17 protein-coding genes are annotated in these 16,845 nt (G+C 68.4%); 4 read left to right on the top strand and 13 right to left on the bottom strand.

All coding sequences use genetic code 11. The annotated features are described in order from the left end of the window. The first annotated feature begins 23 nt into the window (after positions 1-23). A complete protein-coding gene (locus tag WS45_RS17395; protein WP_059700868.1) occupies positions 24-1,781 on the top strand; it encodes a SulP family inorganic anion transporter in 1,758 nt (585 codons plus the stop codon). A 90-nt stretch (positions 1,782-1,871) separates the two neighbouring features. Here the strand turns inward: WS45_RS17395 and WS45_RS17390 are convergent, their stop codons facing one another. Both WS45_RS17390 and WS45_RS17385 read right to left on the bottom strand, forming a co-directional pair. Continuing rightward, positions 1,872-2,111 carry a hypothetical protein gene (locus WS45_RS17390; protein WP_059536661.1) on the bottom strand — a complete coding sequence of 80 codons (240 nt, stop codon included), beginning with the start codon at positions 2,109-2,111 and terminating at the stop codon, positions 1,872-1,874. 48 nt (positions 2,112-2,159) lie between these two features. Then, positions 2,160-2,810 carry a BON domain-containing protein gene (locus WS45_RS17385; RefSeq protein ID WP_059452433.1) on the bottom strand — a complete coding sequence of 217 codons (651 nt, stop codon included), beginning with the start codon at positions 2,808-2,810 and terminating at the stop codon, positions 2,160-2,162. Between the two features lie 230 nt (positions 2,811-3,040). On the opposite strand from WS45_RS17385, the gene WS45_RS17380 reads away from it, so the two are divergent. Then, positions 3,041-3,706: a nitroreductase family protein gene (locus tag WS45_RS17380; protein WP_059700867.1), complete on the top strand. Its 666-nt coding sequence runs from the start codon at positions 3,041-3,043 to the stop codon at positions 3,704-3,706. A 105-nt stretch (positions 3,707-3,811) separates the two neighbouring features. Here WS45_RS17380 and WS45_RS17375 read toward each other — a convergent pair whose 3' ends face one another. The 4 genes from WS45_RS17375 to WS45_RS17360 all read right to left on the bottom strand — a co-directional run bounded on the left by WS45_RS17375 (position 3,812) and on the right by WS45_RS17360 (position 5,837). Continuing rightward, on the bottom strand, positions 3,812-4,246 hold the full coding sequence (locus tag WS45_RS17375) for an Hsp20/alpha crystallin family protein (RefSeq protein ID WP_059452431.1): 435 nt from the start codon (positions 4,244-4,246) through the stop codon (positions 3,812-3,814). 177 nt (positions 4,247-4,423) lie between these two features. After that, complete coding sequence (locus WS45_RS17370; RefSeq protein WP_059452516.1) at positions 4,424-4,699, bottom strand: DUF1488 domain-containing protein; 276 nt, start codon at positions 4,697-4,699, stop codon at positions 4,424-4,426. A gap of 41 nt (positions 4,700-4,740) precedes the next feature. Further along, positions 4,741-5,214 carry a universal stress protein gene (locus WS45_RS17365; protein WP_059700866.1) on the bottom strand — a complete coding sequence of 158 codons (474 nt, stop codon included), beginning with the start codon at positions 5,212-5,214 and terminating at the stop codon, positions 4,741-4,743. 203 nt (positions 5,215-5,417) lie between these two features. After that, positions 5,418-5,837, bottom strand: a complete 420-nt coding sequence (locus WS45_RS17360; protein WP_257140531.1) for a hypothetical protein — start codon at positions 5,835-5,837, stop codon at positions 5,418-5,420. A 340-nt stretch (positions 5,838-6,177) separates the two neighbouring features. On the opposite strand from WS45_RS17360, the gene WS45_RS17355 reads away from it, so the two are divergent. After that, the gene (locus WS45_RS17355; RefSeq protein ID WP_059700865.1) at positions 6,178-7,782 is read left to right on the top strand and encodes a bifunctional aminoglycoside phosphotransferase/ATP-binding protein; all 1,605 of its coding nucleotides are present in this window, start codon (positions 6,178-6,180) and stop codon (positions 7,780-7,782) included. A 61-nt stretch (positions 7,783-7,843) separates the two neighbouring features. Here WS45_RS17355 and WS45_RS17350 read toward each other — a convergent pair whose 3' ends face one another. The 5 genes from WS45_RS17350 to WS45_RS17330 form a co-directional block, all read right to left on the bottom strand. Further along, positions 7,844-8,293 (bottom strand): CBS domain-containing protein, encoded by a 450-nt coding sequence (locus WS45_RS17350; RefSeq protein WP_059452515.1) that lies wholly within the window; start codon positions 8,291-8,293, stop codon positions 7,844-7,846. A 196-nt stretch (positions 8,294-8,489) separates the two neighbouring features. Continuing rightward, on the bottom strand, positions 8,490-8,954 hold the full coding sequence (locus tag WS45_RS17345) for a hypothetical protein (RefSeq protein ID WP_059700864.1): 465 nt from the start codon (positions 8,952-8,954) through the stop codon (positions 8,490-8,492). A gap of 153 nt (positions 8,955-9,107) precedes the next feature. Next, positions 9,108-10,367, bottom strand: a complete 1,260-nt coding sequence (locus tag WS45_RS17340) for an ABC transporter ATP-binding protein (RefSeq protein WP_059452514.1) — start codon at positions 10,365-10,367, stop codon at positions 9,108-9,110. Positions 10,368-10,486: 119 nt separating this feature from the next. Then, positions 10,487-12,220, bottom strand: a complete 1,734-nt coding sequence (locus WS45_RS17335; protein ID WP_059700863.1) for an ABC transporter permease — start codon at positions 12,218-12,220, stop codon at positions 10,487-10,489. Between the two features lie 198 nt (positions 12,221-12,418). Next, entirely contained in the window at positions 12,419-13,378 is a 960-nt protein-coding gene (locus WS45_RS17330) for a hypothetical protein (RefSeq protein WP_059700862.1), read from the bottom strand. Positions 13,379-13,422: 44 nt separating this feature from the next. On the opposite strand from WS45_RS17330, the gene WS45_RS17325 reads away from it, so the two are divergent. After that, on the top strand, positions 13,423-14,409 hold the full coding sequence (locus tag WS45_RS17325) for a ribose-phosphate diphosphokinase (protein WP_059700861.1): 987 nt from the start codon (positions 13,423-13,425) through the stop codon (positions 14,407-14,409). Here WS45_RS17325 and WS45_RS17320 read toward each other — a convergent pair. Further along, complete coding sequence (locus WS45_RS17320) at positions 14,387-15,463, bottom strand: hypothetical protein (RefSeq protein ID WP_059542081.1); 1,077 nt, start codon at positions 15,461-15,463, stop codon at positions 14,387-14,389. The two genes, WS45_RS17325 and WS45_RS17320, sit on opposite strands and share 23 nt — an antisense overlap. After that, on the bottom strand, positions 15,460-16,836 hold the full coding sequence (locus WS45_RS17315; protein ID WP_059701026.1) for a nicotinate phosphoribosyltransferase: 1,377 nt from the start codon (positions 16,834-16,836) through the stop codon (positions 15,460-15,462). The genes WS45_RS17320 and WS45_RS17315 overlap by 4 nt, the downstream gene beginning before the upstream one ends. Positions 16,837-16,845 lie beyond the last annotated feature (9 nt).

The raw sequence follows: 16,845 nt of genomic DNA, 5'->3' as shown, positions 1-16,845 counted from the left end.
GACCTTTCAGCGATGAAGCCGCGATGAACCGCCCGCTATCCGGACGGATCGTCCGCATGCTCCCGGGCGTCGCGCTGCTCACGCACTATCGGCACGCGTGGCTTTCTCGCGACCTCTACGCGGGGCTCGCGCTTTCCGCCGTCCTGGTGCCGGTCGGCATGAGTTATGCCCAGGCAGCCGGACTGCCCGCCATCACGGGCCTCTATGCGTCGATCGCAGCATTGCTCGCCTATGCGCTGCTCGGCCCGAGCCGGATCCTCGTTCTCGGCCCGGATTCCGCGCTGGCGGCCCTGATCGCGGGCGCCATCGCCCCGCTCGCCGCCCATGATCCGCAACGCGCGATCGCGCTTTCCGGCGCGCTGGCGCTGTCCGCCGGCGCGATCTGCATCCTGCTCGGCGCGCTTGGCCTCGGCTTCGTCACCGATTTGCTGTCGCGCCCGATCCAGTACGGTTACCTGAACGGCATCGCCATCGCGCTCGTGGTCGGTCGGCTGCCCGAACTGTTCGGCATGCCGGTGTCGGGCAACGACGTGTTTTCCAGCGTGACGCGCATCGCGCATGCCTTCGTCGACGGCCGTTTTTCCCTCGCGGCCGGTCTGCTCGGCGTCGCGGTGCTGGCGTCCATATTCCTGATCAAACGCGTGACGCCGCGCTGGCCCGCGATATTGATCGCCGTGCTGGCGGCCACGCTCGTCGCTCGCCTGTCGCCGTTGCACGGCGTCGCGACGGTCGGCGCGTTGCCGGCCGGCTTGCCTGTCCCGCGCCTGCCGGCCGTCTCGCTGGCCGACGTGGGCGCACTCGCATCCGGCGCGATCGCAGTGGCGCTGGTGTCGTTCGCCGACATCAGCATGCTGTCGCGCGCGCTTTCCGCACGGGCGGGCGACGCGCCGGACCGCAACCAGGAACTGATCGCACTGGGCGCGGCCAATCTGCTCGCCGGCGTGACGCAGGGCTGCGCGGTCAGCAGCAGCGCGTCCCGCACGCCGGTCGCGATCTCCGCGGGCGCGCAAAGCCAGGTCACGAATGTCGTCGCGGCCGCGTGCATCGCGATTCTGCTCGTTGCCGCGCCGATGCTGCTCACGTTCGTCCCGCGCACGGCACTGGCCGCTGTCGTGATCTATGCGGCGTTCGGCATCGCCGACGTGCGCGGCGTCGTGCGGCTGTATCGGATGCGCCGCGGCGAATGCCTGATTTCGATGCTGTGTTTCGCCGGCGTGATCGCCATGGGCGTCGTGCCCGGCATCCTGCTGGCCAGCGCGCTGTCGCTGCTGTCGTTCGTCTGGCGGGCCTGGCATCCGTACGACGCGGTGCTGGGCCGGCTGACGGGCGTGCGCGGCTATCACGACGTCGCGCGGCATCCTGAAGCCGAGCAAACACCGGGGCTCGTGCTGTTTCGCTGGGATGCGCCGCTCTTCTATGCGAACGTCGAGATCTTCTGCGAGCATCTGGACGCCGCGATCGCACGGGCGGCGGGTCCGGTCACACGCGTCGTGGTCGCCGCCGAGCCCGTCACCGACATCGACGTCAGCGCCGCGGATCGGCTCGTGGCGCTGCACGAGGAACTCGGGGAGCGCGGCATTGCGATGAATTTCGCGGAGATGAAGGGGCCGGTGAAGGATCGCCTGCGCGCCTACGGTTTGTTCGACGTGTTCGGCGCGGCCAGCTTTTTTCCGACCGTGACCGACGCGGTTGCCCGTCACGTTCGGCGGCCGGAACAACATGCGCGTGCGTGCAAGAAAAAGCGTGCGCGGCGTTGGCGCGTCTCGCACAAGACGCGGTAGACGACCGCGGCACGCATCGGCGCGGGGATCGCCGTACCGCGCATCGCGCGACGGGACCGGTGCCTTCGCCGGTCTCCCCCGTCAACCGGTTCAGACCGTGAAGGTATTCGACTTCTTCATCTCGATCCACGTCATCCCGGCGCGCAGCGCGTCGATCGCGGCTTCGCGCTCGGTTGCATGTGTCCTGCAGTGCGAAAACGTCCGCTCGCAAATGCCGTCCGGCGATTTGAGCGTGACGTGGATCCGGCAGTGGAAGCCGCCGGATTCGGCCGCGATCGTCTCGATCGCGACCGACCAGTCCGCTTCGTGAAGTTCGCCCGAAAGTGTCATCCGACTGCCCTCCTGAATCGCCGTGGACTGCCCATCCGGCTGCCGGACTTACTCGACCACCAGGTCGTCGACGACGGCACGCACACCGCGCGCGGACCACGCGGCACCGCGCACGGCCTTGCGCTCGGAGAACGAGCCGACCTTGCCGGACAGCCGCACGGTGCCGTCGTGCACGTCGATCGCGATGTGCTTCGCCTCGCGCTCCGCGTGACGCATGATCGCGCGCTTGATGTTCCCGCCGATGTCGTCCGCACCGACCGTCCCCTGCACCGCGATGTGGTCGGTCACGCCCGTCACGCTGCGCATCTGCGAGATCGCGCGCACGGCCAGGTGACTCTGGTACGCCCAGTCGACCTTGCCGGACAACGTGATCCAGCCGCGTTCGACCTGCACCTTGACCGCGTCGTCATGCAGCCCGACCGTCCAGTGCAGCACCGAGCGCACCGCTTTGGCGATGTCCTCGTCGGTGCGCACGTCGTCGTCCGGCAGATGCACGGTCATGTCCACGACGAGCGCCTTGACACCGGCCACGCGGTTCGCCGCGCGCTCGATCGCCAGTTTCTCCGCGTAGCTCGGCGGGTGCCCCGAAAGCGTCACGATCCGGTCGGTCACCTCGACGCCGATGCGCGTCGAATCGATCGACGGGTCGGACTCCAGTTCGTCCTGGACATCCTGCTTCAACTGCTTGTCGGTTTTCATCGTCTGCTCTCCTGTGAGCCGCGGCGTGCCTGTCCGCCGCACATAGCCAGATTTGCACACGCGCGGCGCCCAGGCGCTGATGCAGGTCAACGGATGCCGCGCGCCGCACGTCGTGGCCGGCCGGTGCGCCGCTTGACGGAAGTCAAGCCGCGACGGACCGGCCGTCTTATCGTGAAATCGCCAATGCGCGACGCTCCCGGCACGCGCAATCACGCTTCAAGGAGACTCGAATGACCGAACAGCAGCTGTTGACCTATTCGCCGGCGCCCGTGACGCAGCCGGCGTCGCCCGAGGGCGAGTCGCCGGCGATCGTCGACCTGCCGCGCCCGATGCTCGACAACGACGTGCCGCTGATGGCGGCGCTCGCGACCCGAATGAGCTCCCGCGAATTCGCCGCCACACCGCTCCCGCCGATGACGCTCGGCACGATGCTGTGGGCGGCCGACGGCATCAACCGCCCGGCGAGCGGCGGCCGGACGGCGCCGTCCGCGCACGCATTCAACGAAATCGACATCTACGTCGCGCTGCCCTACGGCGTCTATCGCTACGATGCGCCCGCGCACCGGCTCGTGCTGAAACACGCGGTCGATGCGCGCAACCTCACGGGCTATCAGGATTTCGTCGGCCGCGCGCCGCTGGATCTCGTCTACGTCGTCCGGACGGCCGCGACACTCGACATGCCGCCGCAGCAGCGCGACGTGTTCTCGGCGATCGCGGCGGGCGCCATCGCGCAGAACGTCTCGCTGTATTGCGCGGCGGCCGGCCTCGGAACGGTCGTGCGCGGCTGGATCAATCACCGCACGCTCGCCGACGCGTTGCGACTGAACGAGGACGAGCTGCCGATCCTCGCGCAGACGGTCGGCTATCGGCCCGGCAGTACGCCATCGCATGCGTGACGCGCAGATTCGATCGCGCCAACGACATGGCGCGCGGATCGCTCCGCGCGCCGGATCCTCCCGATGGGCGATGCGTGCCTGCATCGCCCGTTGCCCGCCGTCCGATCAGCTGATCGTGAGTTTCTTCTGGCCGACCGGCGCCTTCTTGGGCAGCGTCAGCGACAGCACGCCATCCTGATACGTCGCCGTCGCGTTGGCATCGTCGATGTCGCCGGACAGCGAGAACGAGCGGCTGATCGCACCGCTGTAGCGCTCGCGCCGGATCACGCGCTCGCCGTCCTTCTGTTCGCTTTTGCGCTCGATCTTCGCGTTGATCGATACGGTGTTCCCCGTCACCTGGACGTCGATGTCGTCCTTTGCGACGCCCGGCAGTTCCGCGTTGACGGTGTACGCCTTGTCGTTTTCGGTGACGTCGATCTTCATCGACGCAAGATCTGGCTCGTCTGCCAGCGCCATGCCGCGCAGCGGCCTGAACAGCCCCTGGAACAGGTCGGATACGGGTTCGATCGAAAACGGATCGTAACGCGTCATGTTGCTCATGGTTCGTACTCCTCATACGGTGACAGACGACCGGCGCTTTCGTCCCGACAGCATCGGCCGCAATGAAGATCGGATGGCGCGGCACCACATGCCGCGCATGGGACGAATGATCTTTAGGAATCCAGCGTACCCGCACGCCCCTGCACGCGCTTGATGCGCGTCAAGGGCGGCGGCCGATCACGTACAGAACCGGAAATGGCCGCTGTGCAGCAGGATCGGCCGTCCGCCGATTTCCTCGAGCAGGGAGCGGGCCGCGCGCTCGATGGCGGGACGATGGCGCGCGAAGGCGTCGACGAGATCCTGCTCGCGAGGCGACGCCGCGCGGAAGTGATCTTCCAGCGCCGCCGAGGTGATCGCGCAGCGCACGCGGCGCCCTTCGACGAGCGCCGGAAAGCTCAGCGCGGAATCGAGGTCGCAATACGTCGGATGTTCGGAAGGAAACGATATCTGCATGATGATCACCTGGGCGGATGGCGCACTGGCCGGCAGCGACACTAGGCCACCGCGACCGTGGCGGGTGAGGTATCCTCGCCGCGCACGAGCAGGACCGGGCAACTCGATGCGCGAAGGAAGCGTTCGGCGACGCTGCCGAGCACCAGCCGCCGGACACCGCGCCGACCGTGCGTGCCGATCACGGCCAGATCGATCGCATGATCGACGACGTAGCGCTGCAGGCGCTCCGCGACGTCCTGGCCGAATTCGGTCTCGATGACTTCCGTCTCGCCGTTGACGGCCGCGCGCGAGATCGTCCGGTCGGCGTCTCGCAGGATCGCGGCGCCATGGCGCCGGATCTCGTCGAGCAAGGCTTCCGGCTCCATGCGGCCGCCGTAGACGAACAACGTGGATTTGTCGACGACGTACACGGCAAACAGGCGGGCGCCGCATAACCGGGCCATCCTGAGACCTTCGTCGAGCGCCCGATTGGCCGAAGGACTGCCGTCCGTGGCAACCATGATATTCGTGTACATGCGAACCTCGCTGATGAACCGACGCGCCGGCGGCGTTCGGATTCGCTTCCATCATCGGTGCTTGCCGCGAGCAGGCGTTGACGGAGGTCAACGGTTCGGGGCCGCTACGAAACCGGCGCGAGAAGAAACCGGCGGCCGTTGGCCGGCATCCGGCCGACCGGGAAACGAGACGCCGCATTGCCAAGAACTGACGGCATTCGCCGCTAGCTCGGCGGGTTCTCGTCCGACCGGAAACCTTGCTCGATATCGAGGATCTTCCGGGCGCACACGTCGTATTGCCATCCCGGGCCGCCGTTGCTGTCATACATGCCCTTGCACATCGCCTTGAGCCGGATCACCGAGCCGCCGCCGCCCGATTCCGCGCGTGACGCCCAGAGATAGACTTCTCCGGCCAGATACGGCTGCGCCGTTTCGATCCGGTCCGTACCGAGTCGCGTGATTCGGGTCGACGAATGATCCTGGACGTAGCGCCGCGTGCGGCTCCACGCCCGGTCGCAGTCGGACGGCGTCGAACACTGCAACGTTGCGGCCTGACGCATCGCAAGCAGGCGTGTTTCCATCGCCCTGAAGGTCTCGGTTCGCTCTGCCCCGGCACATGCGCCCAGCGCGAGGAGCACGCTCATCGCCAACGCCCGTTGTTTCATCGTCAATGCCTCGCCAGGCCGTGAATGCCGCACATGGTTACGCGCCGCTTCGCGCCGACGCTGCAATCGACTGTATGGCCGCCCCGGCGAATGCGGTTGACCTGCGTCAAGCGCCCTCTCGCGCGGCGCGCTTGACTGGCATCAACTCGGAAAGCGCCGTGGTCGGTTGGAATAAGATCCGTCGAGTCGGCCATTCCCGGCCTGCCAGCCGGATCAGGCAACATCGGGCAGACGAGAACGTGCACGCTCGTCTCGAATCCAACCCGCCGGGTGCGGCAACGCTTTCGTATGCGCGCCCCGTATAACCGATCCGTTCATCATGTCCCGAGCGCCGCATGTCCCGTTCGCGCTGCATCGCGGAAATGCACGACGAAAGTCGACGCAATTCGATCGCGCAATGCGCCGACCCGCCACCTATCCCCACCCCGCGGGCCGGATCGAGCGGATCGAAACCCATCTGTCCGTCGTTTATCTGGCCGGGCGCTATGCGTACAAGCGCATCAAGCCGGTGCACTTCGCCTTCGTCGATCTGATGCGGCCTGAAGAGCGGCGGCGCTGCGCGCTCGCGGAATGCACGCTCAATCGGCCGTTCGCCGGCCCGCTGTACCTGGGTGTCTGGCCGCTCGTCGCGCACGGCCGGCGATGCGCGTTCGCCGCACCGGTGCCGACCGGCGGGCGCCGGCGCCGGCAGCAGACCGCGCCGGGCGAGTACGTGGTGCGCATGCGCCGGTTCGACGCGCGGGCGATGTTGTCGGTGCGCAGCGCATCGCGCGACGACGGTCTGGCGGATGCCGATGCCCTCGCCGATACGCTGGCCCGCCATCATCTGCACGCGCCGCGCCGGGCGCCGCGCGGCCATCCCGGCAGCGCGGCGAGCGTCGCGGCCCAGTGCGGGCCGTTGCTCGACACGCTCGACGTCACGGTGCCGGACGAAGCCGCGCTGCGCGCGTGGTACGACGCCGAACTGACCCGCGTCGCACCGCTGTTCGCCGATCGGCATGCGCGCGGTTTCGTGCGCGCGTGTCACGGCGACCTGCATCTCGAGAACATCGTGCGCTGGCGGAACCGGATCCTGATGTTCGACTGCATCGAATTCGACGACGCGCTGCGCTGGATCGACGTGGCGAGCGATCTCGCGTTCGCGCTGATGGATTTCTCCGCTCACGGACGCGCGGATTGCGCCCACCGCCTCCTTTCCGGCTGGCTGGCACGCACGGGCGACCATGCGGCACTGGGCGTGCTGCCGTGCTACTTCGTCTACCGTGCGCTGGTGCGCGCGCTGACCGCCCGGCTGCGCGGCGACGAAGCGGCGCGCGCCGGCTATCTGCGCGTTGCGTCGGCGATGGCCGATGCACGACGCGATGCGCCGCCGGCGTTGCTCCTGTGTCACGGGGTGTCCGGGTCGGGCAAATCGGTGGCCAGCCGTGCGCTGGCCGCGCAACTCGGCGCGATCCGGTTGTCCAGCGACGTCGAGCGCAAGCGCCTGGCCGGCGCATCGACCGACACCCGCCTGTCCCCCGGCGCCTATTCGGACACCGCGATCGACGAGATCTACGCAACGCTGCTTTCGGAGGCTCGCGTGGTTCTCGGCAGCGGCTACACGGCGATCGTCGACGCGACGTTCCTGCGCCAGCACAACCGGACGGCGTTCATCGCCCTCGCCGCGCGGCTCGGCGTGCGTGTCGCGATGCTCGATTTCACCGCGAGTCCGGCGACGCTCGCCGCACGTGTCGCGGCCCGCGCGGCACACGGACGCGATGCCTCCGATGCCGACACCGCCGTACTGGCCCGACAGATCGAGCATGCCGACCCGCTGACCGAAGCCGAAATGGCGATCGCGATTCGTTTCGACACCGATTGCGATGCCTCGGCATACGAAAGCCGCGCGTTCTGGGCGCCGTTGCTCGCCACGCTGCGCACGTAAGCGCGCGGGGCGCATGCCTCGGGCAAGCGGGCCGGCCGCGCCGGGCGCCGGCCCCGCGACGTCACGCGCGGAAACGCTGCTCCTCGACCTGCTGCAGCTTGCCGACTTCCACGACGCCGCCGAGCAACCCCGCGAGATGCTCGACGATATCGTCGAGCGTCACGATGCCGGCGAGGCGGCCTGCATCGTCGACGACCGGCAGTCTCCGGATGCCCGAGCGGCGCATTTCCTCGAGCGCGACGCCGATCTCGTCCGTGTCTGACACGACGACGAGGCCCCTCGACATGATCTGGCCGGCCGTCACGTCGCCCGGATCGTCGCCGCGGGCCATCACCTCGATCACCAGGTCGCGGTCGGTCACCAGGCCGATCGGAATGGCTTCGCCGTTGCGGTACTCGATCACGACGATGTCGCCGACATGCGCGTGCCGCATGCGATCGGCGAGTTCAAACGCACTGCATTCGGCCGTGCACGATTCGACCGGCTGGGTACTGATTCTTCCGATGTGCATGATGAGGCTCCCGTTGCCCTTCGCGTGGACGATACGCATGCGCACCGCCCTGCGGCGACGCATGTTTCCCGAGTTCAGGGTAAGCGCGGCGCCCCGGGCAGGGTTGACGCACGTCAACCTGCTGCTCGCCGCCGTGGCCGACAACGCGCGGACGAGCGCGCGTGACGCCCGGTCCCGCCGATGGCGGGCACGGTCGCTAGATGCTGAGATATCCCTGGAACAGCCACGGCGGGCCGGTTCTCTCGCCTGTCGCGCGACCGCTCGCGGCGGGCACGCAGACGCCCGAGAAACCGGGCGATCCGTCCTGCCAGAACGACGGCACGAAGGAGAATTCGCCGTTGACCGTCACGACGAAGTCGCGATTGAACTGCGACGGCGCAAAAATCGTCACCTCGTGGAAGAACGACGCGGCGTCGTCGTGCGCCGTGCTGCGCGCGGCAAGCAGCCCCCTGGAGTCATAGCGCGCCGGCAGCGTGTAGATCTTCCCGCCACGCTCGACCGCTTCCGCCGGCGTGAACACGAGTTCCACCCCCGGGTACGGCAAACGGTAAGGCTCGCGACAGATCGGGCCGTCGGGCCCGAGCGCGAGCGGCGGATGAGCCCAGAGCGAAAGCGACAGCGGGCTCGTGCGCTGGGCGAAGTATTCGGAAAGCCAGTTCATGGTCAGTCCTCCCGTGAACGGTCATGGACGTCGAGTTGCGGAGCGTGTCTGCCGGATCGACGCGGTTGCGTCGACGGTTCGTCCAGCGTCGCACGCCCCGCCGCGCGACGCTTGATGCCGATCAAGCACGCGATCGACATGCGCCCCGAATGGTCAGCGGCCGAACGTGCGGGTATGGTCGTCGTAGTCGAACAGTCCCGCGTAGCGGCCCCAGTCGGTCACGACCCGCAGCGCCTGCTCCGCGCTGCGCGGATCGAGATGATCCTCGAGTTCGAGCTCGAAACGCGCGCGCGGTGCACGATGCCCTTCGCGTTCGCCCAGCACTTCGTCGATATGTTCGGCGAGCGGCACGAACCGGACGACATGCTCGCGAAACAGACGCCGCCGGGCATCGTCGTCGCTTTGCGCGAACACGTGGCCCGCGGCACTCAGCCGGATGCTCCGGTCATGCCATTCGGCAAACGCGAGCAGATGAAGCGCGGCCGCCGTCGAATACAGCGCGTCGGTCCGGAGCGCGAGCGCCGATGCAATCGTGCCGAGCTCCGCATGACCGTCGTATGGCGCGGCCGCGAGCGTGTCGACGAATCCGGCGAGATGGTGGCTCGACACGTCGGGCAGTTTCATGGCCAACGCACTGCCGGTCGCTTCCCGGCCTGCCGCCGCGTCGGTGATGCGTGCGGTCAGCGTCGCATAGATCCGGCCGACGATCGCCTGAACGGCCGGATCATGCCGACTGCGCGGTCGCGGCAGCGGCACGCTCAGCGTCGCCTCGATGTGCGCCGGACCGGCGCCGAGCACCAGGATGCGATCGCACATCAGCACGGCTTCCTCGATGTTGTGCGTCACCATCAGCACCGACCGGATCGACAACTGGTGCGCGTCCCACAGGTCGAGAAAATCCGTGCGCAGCGTTTCCGCGGTCAGCACGTCGAGCGCCGAGAACGGTTCGTCCATCAACATCAGCACGGGTTCGCTGACGAGCGCGCGGGCGAAACCGACCCGCTGACGCATGCCGCCCGACAGTTCGCGGGGAAACGCCGATTCGAACCCGTCGAGCCCGATCAGTTCGATCGCGGCGGCCGCGCGGGCGCGTGCGTCGCTCGGCGCCAGACCCAGCGCGTCGAGGCCGAGCTCGACGTTTTCGATGACGGTCAGCCACGGGTACAGCGCGAAGGTCTGGAACACCACCGCGATGCCGTCGGTCGGACCGGCGAGCGGCGCACCGCGATACGTCACCGCGCCGGACGACGGCTTGACGAGCCCGCCGGCGATCCTCAGCAGCGTGGACTTGCCCGAGCCGGAGCGGCCCAGCAGCCCGAGGATCTCGCCCTCGTGCAGCGCGAGATCGATATCGGCCAGCACGTGCAGCGGCTCGCCGGACGGCTTCGTGAACGATTTGCATACCGCCCGCATCTCGAGCACGACCGCCGCCGGGTCCGAAGGCGGTGCGGCCGCGCTCGCGACATGCCCTTCCGTGTATTCGCTGAGGTTCGGCACACGGGTCTCCCGTGAGTAAATGATCGGTTGAGGGCTCAATCGAGCCGCGTGCGGCGCTCGGCGAACGCGTACATCGGGCGCCATACGAGCCGATTGGTCGCGATCACGAGCAGCGACATCACGGCGACGCCGAGCGCGATGCGCGGATAGTCGCCGGCGTCGGTCATCCGCGCGATGTAGGCGCCGAGTCCGCCGGCGTCCAGGCGCGTGCTGCCCCAGCTCACGGCCTCGGCGACGATGCTCGCGTTCCATGCGCCGCCCGACGCGGTAATCGCGCCCGTCACGAAGTACGGCAGCACGCCCGGCAGCATGACGCGTCGCCACCAGGTCGCCGGCCGCACGCGGAAGCATGCGGCCGCTTCGCGCAGGTCGGCCGGGAACGCGCTCGCACCGGCGATCACGTTGAACAGGACATACCATTGCGCGCCCAATATCATCAGCGGGCACAGCCAGATGTCGGGTTCGAGCCGCAGGCGCACGATCGCGAACACCGCGACCGGAAACAGCAGGTTGGCCGGAAACGCGGCGAGAAACTGCGTGACGGGCTGGATGCGGGCGGCCACGCGCGGCCGGAGGCCGATCGCAATGCCGATCGGCACCCAGATCGCCGACGCGAGCGTGACCAGCACGGTCACGCGCACGAACGTGAGCCCGCCTTCGCTTGCGACGACGCGCAAGTCCGCCCAGGTGAGCGTCGCGCGTCCGAGCCGGAACAGTTCGTACGCCGCATACGCGCATCCCGCGCCGCACAGTGCGAACCAGAGCACGTCGCCCGTGTGTCGCGGCAGCGCGACCCGGTCGCGCCATCCCGACATGAACCCGCGCAGCCGCGCGCGCGCCGCTCGTCGCAGCACCGCGCGGATCGGGCCGACCGCACGGCCGATCCATCGCGACCGGTGGAACAGGTCGAGCATCCAGCTGCGCGACGCGACCGTGGGCGCGGCATCGCCATAGCGGAACCGTTCCGACCATGCGACCAGCGGCCTGAACAGCAACTGGTCGTACAGGACGATCGCGACGCTCATCGCGACGATCGCCCAGCCCACGGCAGCGAGGTCGCGATTCGCGATCGCCTGCGCGACGTAGGCGCCGACGCCCGGCAGGTCGACGTGCAGGTTGCCGACCGCGATCGCCTCGGACGCGACCACGAAAAACCAGCCGCCCGACATCGACATCATCGCGTTCCAGACGAGCCCCGGCATCGCGAACGGCACGTCGAGGCGCCAGAAGCGCTGCCACGCGGACAGCCGGAAGCTGCGGCTGGCCTCGTCGAGATCGAGCGGCACCGTGCGCAGCGCCTGATAGAAGCTGAACGTCATGTTCCAGGCCTGGCTGGTGAAGATCGCGAAGATCGCCGCGCACTCGGCGCCGAGGATCCGCCCGGGAAACAGCGACAGGAAGAACAGCACCGTAAACGACAGGTAGCCGAGGATCGGCACCGACTGCAACACGTCGAGCAGCGGGATCAGCACGCGCTCGGCGCGACGGCTGCGCGCCGCCGCGGTCGCGTAGACGAACGTGAAGACGATCGACGCGAGCAGTGCCGCGAACATGCGCGCGACGGTGCGCAGCGTGTAGCCGGGCAGCGCCGCGGGCGACAGCGAAATGGCCGGGGGATGCGCCACCGCGAGCGGGCCGGCCATCTGGTGCGCCGAGATGCCGGCCAGCAACAGGAAGCCGACCACGATCAGCATCGCGGCGAGATCCCGCCAGCCCGGCACGGGCAGCGTCCAGCGCCCGCCCCGCAATACCTCCGCATGGTGCTCCACGATGCCTCTCCCGCCGATGATGGCGGTTCATCTTCCCGGGCGGGACGGCCGGCACGCTTGACCTGCGTCAACCGCCCTGCAATGCGTGGCGCCACGATTGCAGCGAGTCCTGCCGCGCAACGGCCACCGTTCAGGAGCATCCCGATGACACCCGTTCCGGCCACGCCGTACCGCACCGACGAGCGCGCCCGCGTCGGCTCACGCGGCGGGGTACGCGTTCGCGAGCGCCTCGACGAACGCGTCGAGGCGCTCCGGCGCGAGCCGGTTGATGCCGGCCGCCCCTTCCCGGCCGCCGCCCTCCGGAAATGCGTGACAAAGACGATCGGCGCCGTATGGTGCGGCGACGGGCGCGCGAACGCTGACGGTGTACCCACCGAAGGGCGACAACGTCAGCACCGCGTGAGCGCGCGCCGCGTCACCACGCGCGAGCCGATTCGCGAAAACGCCGCGCACGCGACGCGCCCAGCGCGCGTCGGGGAGGATATAGACGTCCGCCCCCGGCAGCGCGATGTTCGCGCGCTGTCGCGCCGCACGCGCGATATCGCGTCGCCGGTTGGCGTCGAGCCGCCGCGCGAGGGGCGACCTCGCGAACTCGAGCGGGTTCGCATAGTGCCGCACCGCCGCATACACGGCCAGCGGTGCCATGAAGAGATCGTCCGGGTAATCGCCGTAACCGTTGTAGTTGACGGATTCGCCGAGCACCTGCAGCCGGTAGGCATCGGCATCCGTCAGGCCGCAGGCGGCGGCGAGCCTGCCGGCCACGCCGACGAGATTGTCGCCATAGGCGCCGACCACCGCCCAGAGGCGCTGCCGGCCCGCCAGATACCGGTCGACGATGACGCTCGTACAGGTGTCCGGCGCCGTGTCGATATGCGCGCGAAGGTGCGGATGAGCGGGCACGGCGCCGGGCATGTGGTGATCGAAATAGTCGACGTCGACCCCGCGCGCCAGCAGCGCATCGAGTGCCGCGCGGTTCGCGTCGAGCGAAACGTCCAGGACGGTGACGATGTCGCCTCCGACGGCCGGCACGCGCGCGAGCAGCGCGATGTCGCGCTTGGGGCCCGTCACGAGCACCGACTCGGCCGGCATCTCGAGCCGGAGCTGCTGAAGCGAACAGATGCCGTCCGCATCACCGTTGAACACGTCAAAGCGCGTCATGATGCGCGACGCCCGATAACTGCATGAATCGAGGTAGCCATGCCATGGAACAACTCCCTTTCAGCCTGTTCGCGTTCAACTCGTGTCGCGCCTTCGGCGAACGAATCGCGACGCGTCTCGGCGTCACGCTCGCCGCGCACGAGGAACGTCCGTTCGAGGACGGCGAACACAAGACGCGTGCGCTGGTCAGCGTGCGCGGCCACGATGTCTACGTCGTGCAGTCGCTGCACGGCGAGCCAGGCAGTTCCGTCAACGACAAGCTGTGCCGGTTGCTGCTGTTCATCGGCGCGTTGAAGGACGCGTCGGCCGCACGCGTCTGTGCGGTGACGCCTTACCTGTGCTACTCGCGCAAGGACCGCCGGTCTCAGCCGCGCGATCCGGTATCCACGCGCTATGTCGCTACGTTGCTCGAAGCAGTAGGCGTCGATCGTGTCGTCACGATCGACATCCACAACATCGCGGCGTTCCAGAACGCGTTTCGCTGTCCGACCGAGCATCTCGAGGCGAACGGCATGCTGGTCGAGTGGTTCGCCGCGCAAGCTGGCGAACGGCCGGTCGTGGTCGTATCGCCCGACGCGGGGGGCGTGCGGCGAGCCGAGGATTTCCGTGTCCGGCTCGAAGCGCGCATCGGGCGCGCGGTCGACGCGGCGTTCGCCGGCAAGCTGCGCAGCGGCGGCATCGTGACACCCAAGCCGATCGTGGGCGAGGTCGCCGGCCGTTGTGCCGTCATCGTCGACGACCTGATCGGCACCGGGACGACATTGGCCCGCACGGCCGAGGATTGCCGCACGCTCGGCGCGCAATCCGTCTACGCGGTCGCGACGCATGGGATGTTCTTCGATGACGCGGCCGAACTGCTCGGCGGCGACGCGCTCGCCGGCATCGCCGTGACCGACACGGTGCCGCCCTGGCGCGTGCCGGCCGGACCGCTCAAGGACAAGCTCGCGATACTCGACAGTGCGCCGCTGTTTGCCGAGGCGATTGCGCGTATCCATCGCGGCGGCTCGCTCACGGACCTGCTGCGGCGCTGACGTGGCTTGCCACCCACGTGCGCTCGCAGTCGTCGGCGTGCCGCCGGGCGAGCGCGATGTACGTGCTCGCGCGATCGCGCCAGACCGGCGTCGCCCTGAATGCGGGCTCGCGCAGGTGCCACACGGCGAGCCGCGCGCGCGTCATGGCCCGGCAGCTCTGGTAGAAATGCACGCATCCGTCGTCGACATCGTCGCCGCTCGCCGAGCGATAGGCATTGACGAGCGCGTCTGCGAAACCCGGTGCGCCGAGACGCTCGCATTCGAGCGCGAGAAAGCCGACCTCGTCGGCCGCATCCTGGACTCGCAGTCGTCTGCAGAATTCGAGGCAATCGATGATCGCAACCGGATCGTCGATGCAGACGTGTTCGGGACGCAGATCGCCGTGCCCTTCGACGACATGCCCCTGCCGCACACGCAGGTCGAAGCGCGCGGCTTCACACCCGAGCAACGAGCGCTGCCGCGCACAGAGCGTCCGCACGACATCGGTGGACTGGCTCGCAAGCGGCTTGCACAACGCGCGTTCATTGGTGTCGATCGTGCAACGCAGCGCTTCGCGATACGTCGCACCGTCGATTCGCGCGGGTGCCAGGGTATGGTAGAAGGCGCTCAGGCGAGCCGCGATGCGACACGCATCGCCTGCCGTAGCCATGCCGCGCGACAACACGCGGTCGAGCATGCGTGCGGCCGGCAGGCGCCGCATTCTGACCAGCCAGTCGACGATCTCGCCGGGTCCGTCCGCATGCAGGCAACCGCGGGCGTCGACGACGAGCGGCACCACATCGAGATACACGTCGGCCGCAAGCCGACGGTTCAAACGCACCTCCTCGCAACAGAAGCGATGGCGCGCGGCCAGCGTTCGAAAATCGAGTTGCGGCGCGCGCACGGGCTTCTTGAGCTTCCACGCGTACCGATCCGTCAGGAATACCCATGACATGTGCGTCTCCACGGCCTCGACCGATCTCGTGCCGTCTGGCCAGGCTGCGCGCTCGCGCAACGCCGCCACCTTGTCGCTCAGCGTGATCGCACGGCCGACCGGGATATGGGCATCGTTCATGCCGCTTGCTGCCCCGCGTGCGCGTCCAGCCTCGCATTCTCCTGCGCGACGAGTGCCGCCAGCGCCGGAGAAATCGCCGGCTGCAGCGGCATGACGGGCGCCAGCGTCTGCATCGGATCGGGCAGCGTGGACAGTTCGCGCATTGCGTGAATGCGGCTCTCGCCGAGCGTGGGGGCCGCGAGTCGTGCCCCTGCGATCATGACGGGCTGCAACAGCGGGGTGCCGTCGAGATGCTCGCCGTCGAGTCCGAGGCTGTCGGCGGCGATTCGTCCGTCCGGGCCGTATTGCCGAAACACCTGCTTGCGGCCGGGCAGCGTCGCCTTGCCCTCCGAGCGTTTGCAGCGCGCCCGGCCCGCATACTCGACGAGCTTGTACGCGCAGTCGAGGCACGGTGCGTCCGCCGACGTGCTCATCTGCGTGCCGATTCCGAATCCGTCGATCGGCGCATGCTGGTGGACGAGCTCCCGCAGCCGGATTTCGTCGAGATTGCCGCTCGCGAAAATCGTCGCGTCCGTCAGGCCGCCGTGGTCGAGAATCGCGCGCACGTTGCGCGCGTGCGCCGCCAGATCGCCGCTGTCGATCCGGACGCCCTTGATCCGCACGTTGTCGGGCGCAAGCCGCCGCGCCAGTTCGACGACCTTGTGTGCCGCGTGCTCCGTATCGTACGTGTCGATCAGCAGCAACGCGTTGTCCGGTTGCGATCGCGCGAAATGCTCGAACGCGAGCGCTTCGTCGTCGTGCGCCTGGACGTATGAATGCGCCATCGTGCCGTACACGGGGATGTCGTAGCGCAACCCCGCGAGCAGCGTCGCCGTGCCGCAGAATCCCGCCAGGTAGCTGGCCCGCGCGGACAGCATCGCCGCCTCCGCGCCATGCGCGCGCCGCATGCCAAAGTCGACCAGCAACCTGCCATGCGCGACGAGCGTGACGCGTGCGGCCTTGCTGGCAACCAGCGTCGCGTAATGGAGCAGGTTCATCACGCGGCTCTCGATGAACTGTGCCTCGCGAAACGGCGCCGTGATCCGCAGGATCGGTTCGTCTGCGAAAAACACCGTGCCTTCCGGCATCGCGTCGACGGTGCCCGTAAAGCGGAAGCCGGCGAGCGATGCGAGGAAATCGGCGCGCAAGCGCCCGGTCGCGGCCAGTCGCTCAAGGGCGGCGGCCGTAAAGCGCAGGCCCGCCAGATAGTCGAGGACGGGCGCCAGTCCCGCCGCCATCAGGAATGCCCGATGCTCGGGCAGCGCCCGTACGAAGAACTCGAAGCTGGCCACGTCGTTCATTCCGGCATCGAACGCGGCCTGCATCATCGTCAGTTCATACCAATCCGTCAGCAGCACGTCGTCGACGTCAGCGTCCGGCCAGGATCCGTTCATCATGTGCCC

This window comes from Burkholderia sp. RF2-non_BP3 (genome assembly GCF_001522185.1).
Classification (GTDB): Bacteria; Pseudomonadota; Gammaproteobacteria; order Burkholderiales; family Burkholderiaceae; genus Burkholderia; species Burkholderia diffusa.
Note: the sequence above shows the minus strand (reverse complement) of the source record. Positions and strands in the feature narration are given on the sequence as shown.

Bases quoted from the DNA above. Each gene is read 5' to 3' on its own strand.
- WS45_RS17320 (WP_059542081.1), bottom strand. From the start codon at position 15,463: ATGAACGATGCCCATATCCCGGTCGGCCGTGCGATCACGCTGAGCGAC.
- WS45_RS17385 (WP_059452433.1), bottom strand. From the start codon at position 2,810: ATGAAAACCGACAAGCAGTTGAAGCAGGATGTCCAGGACGAACTGGAG.
- WS45_RS17330 (WP_059700862.1), bottom strand. From the start codon at position 13,378: ATGACGCGCTTTGACGTGTTCAACGGTGATGCGGACGGCATCTGTTCG.
- WS45_RS17315 (WP_059701026.1), bottom strand. From the start codon at position 16,836: ATGAACGGATCCTGGCCGGACGCTGACGTCGACGACGTGCTGCTGACG.
- WS45_RS17370 (WP_059452516.1), bottom strand. From the start codon at position 4,699: ATGCAGATATCGTTTCCTTCCGAACATCCGACGTATTGCGACCTCGAT.
- WS45_RS17395 (WP_059700868.1), top strand. From the start codon at position 24: ATGAACCGCCCGCTATCCGGACGGATCGTCCGCATGCTCCCGGGCGTC.
- WS45_RS17350 (WP_059452515.1), bottom strand. From the start codon at position 8,293: ATGCACATCGGAAGAATCAGTACCCAGCCGGTCGAATCGTGCACGGCC.
- WS45_RS17340 (WP_059452514.1), bottom strand. From the start codon at position 10,367: ATGCGGGCGGTATGCAAATCGTTCACGAAGCCGTCCGGCGAGCCGCTG.
- WS45_RS17345 (WP_059700864.1), bottom strand. From the start codon at position 8,954: ATGAACTGGCTTTCCGAATACTTCGCCCAGCGCACGAGCCCGCTGTCG.
- WS45_RS17355 (WP_059700865.1), top strand. From the start codon at position 6,178: ATGTCCCGAGCGCCGCATGTCCCGTTCGCGCTGCATCGCGGAAATGCA.
- WS45_RS17380 (WP_059700867.1), top strand. From the start codon at position 3,041: ATGACCGAACAGCAGCTGTTGACCTATTCGCCGGCGCCCGTGACGCAG.
- WS45_RS17375 (WP_059452431.1), bottom strand. From the start codon at position 4,246: ATGAGCAACATGACGCGTTACGATCCGTTTTCGATCGAACCCGTATCC.
- WS45_RS17390 (WP_059536661.1), bottom strand. From the start codon at position 2,111: ATGACACTTTCGGGCGAACTTCACGAAGCGGACTGGTCGGTCGCGATC.
- WS45_RS17365 (WP_059700866.1), bottom strand. From the start codon at position 5,214: ATGTACACGAATATCATGGTTGCCACGGACGGCAGTCCTTCGGCCAAT.
- WS45_RS17360 (WP_257140531.1), bottom strand. From the start codon at position 5,837: ATGAGCGTGCTCCTCGCGCTGGGCGCATGTGCCGGGGCAGAGCGAACC.
- WS45_RS17325 (WP_059700861.1), top strand. From the start codon at position 13,423: ATGGAACAACTCCCTTTCAGCCTGTTCGCGTTCAACTCGTGTCGCGCC.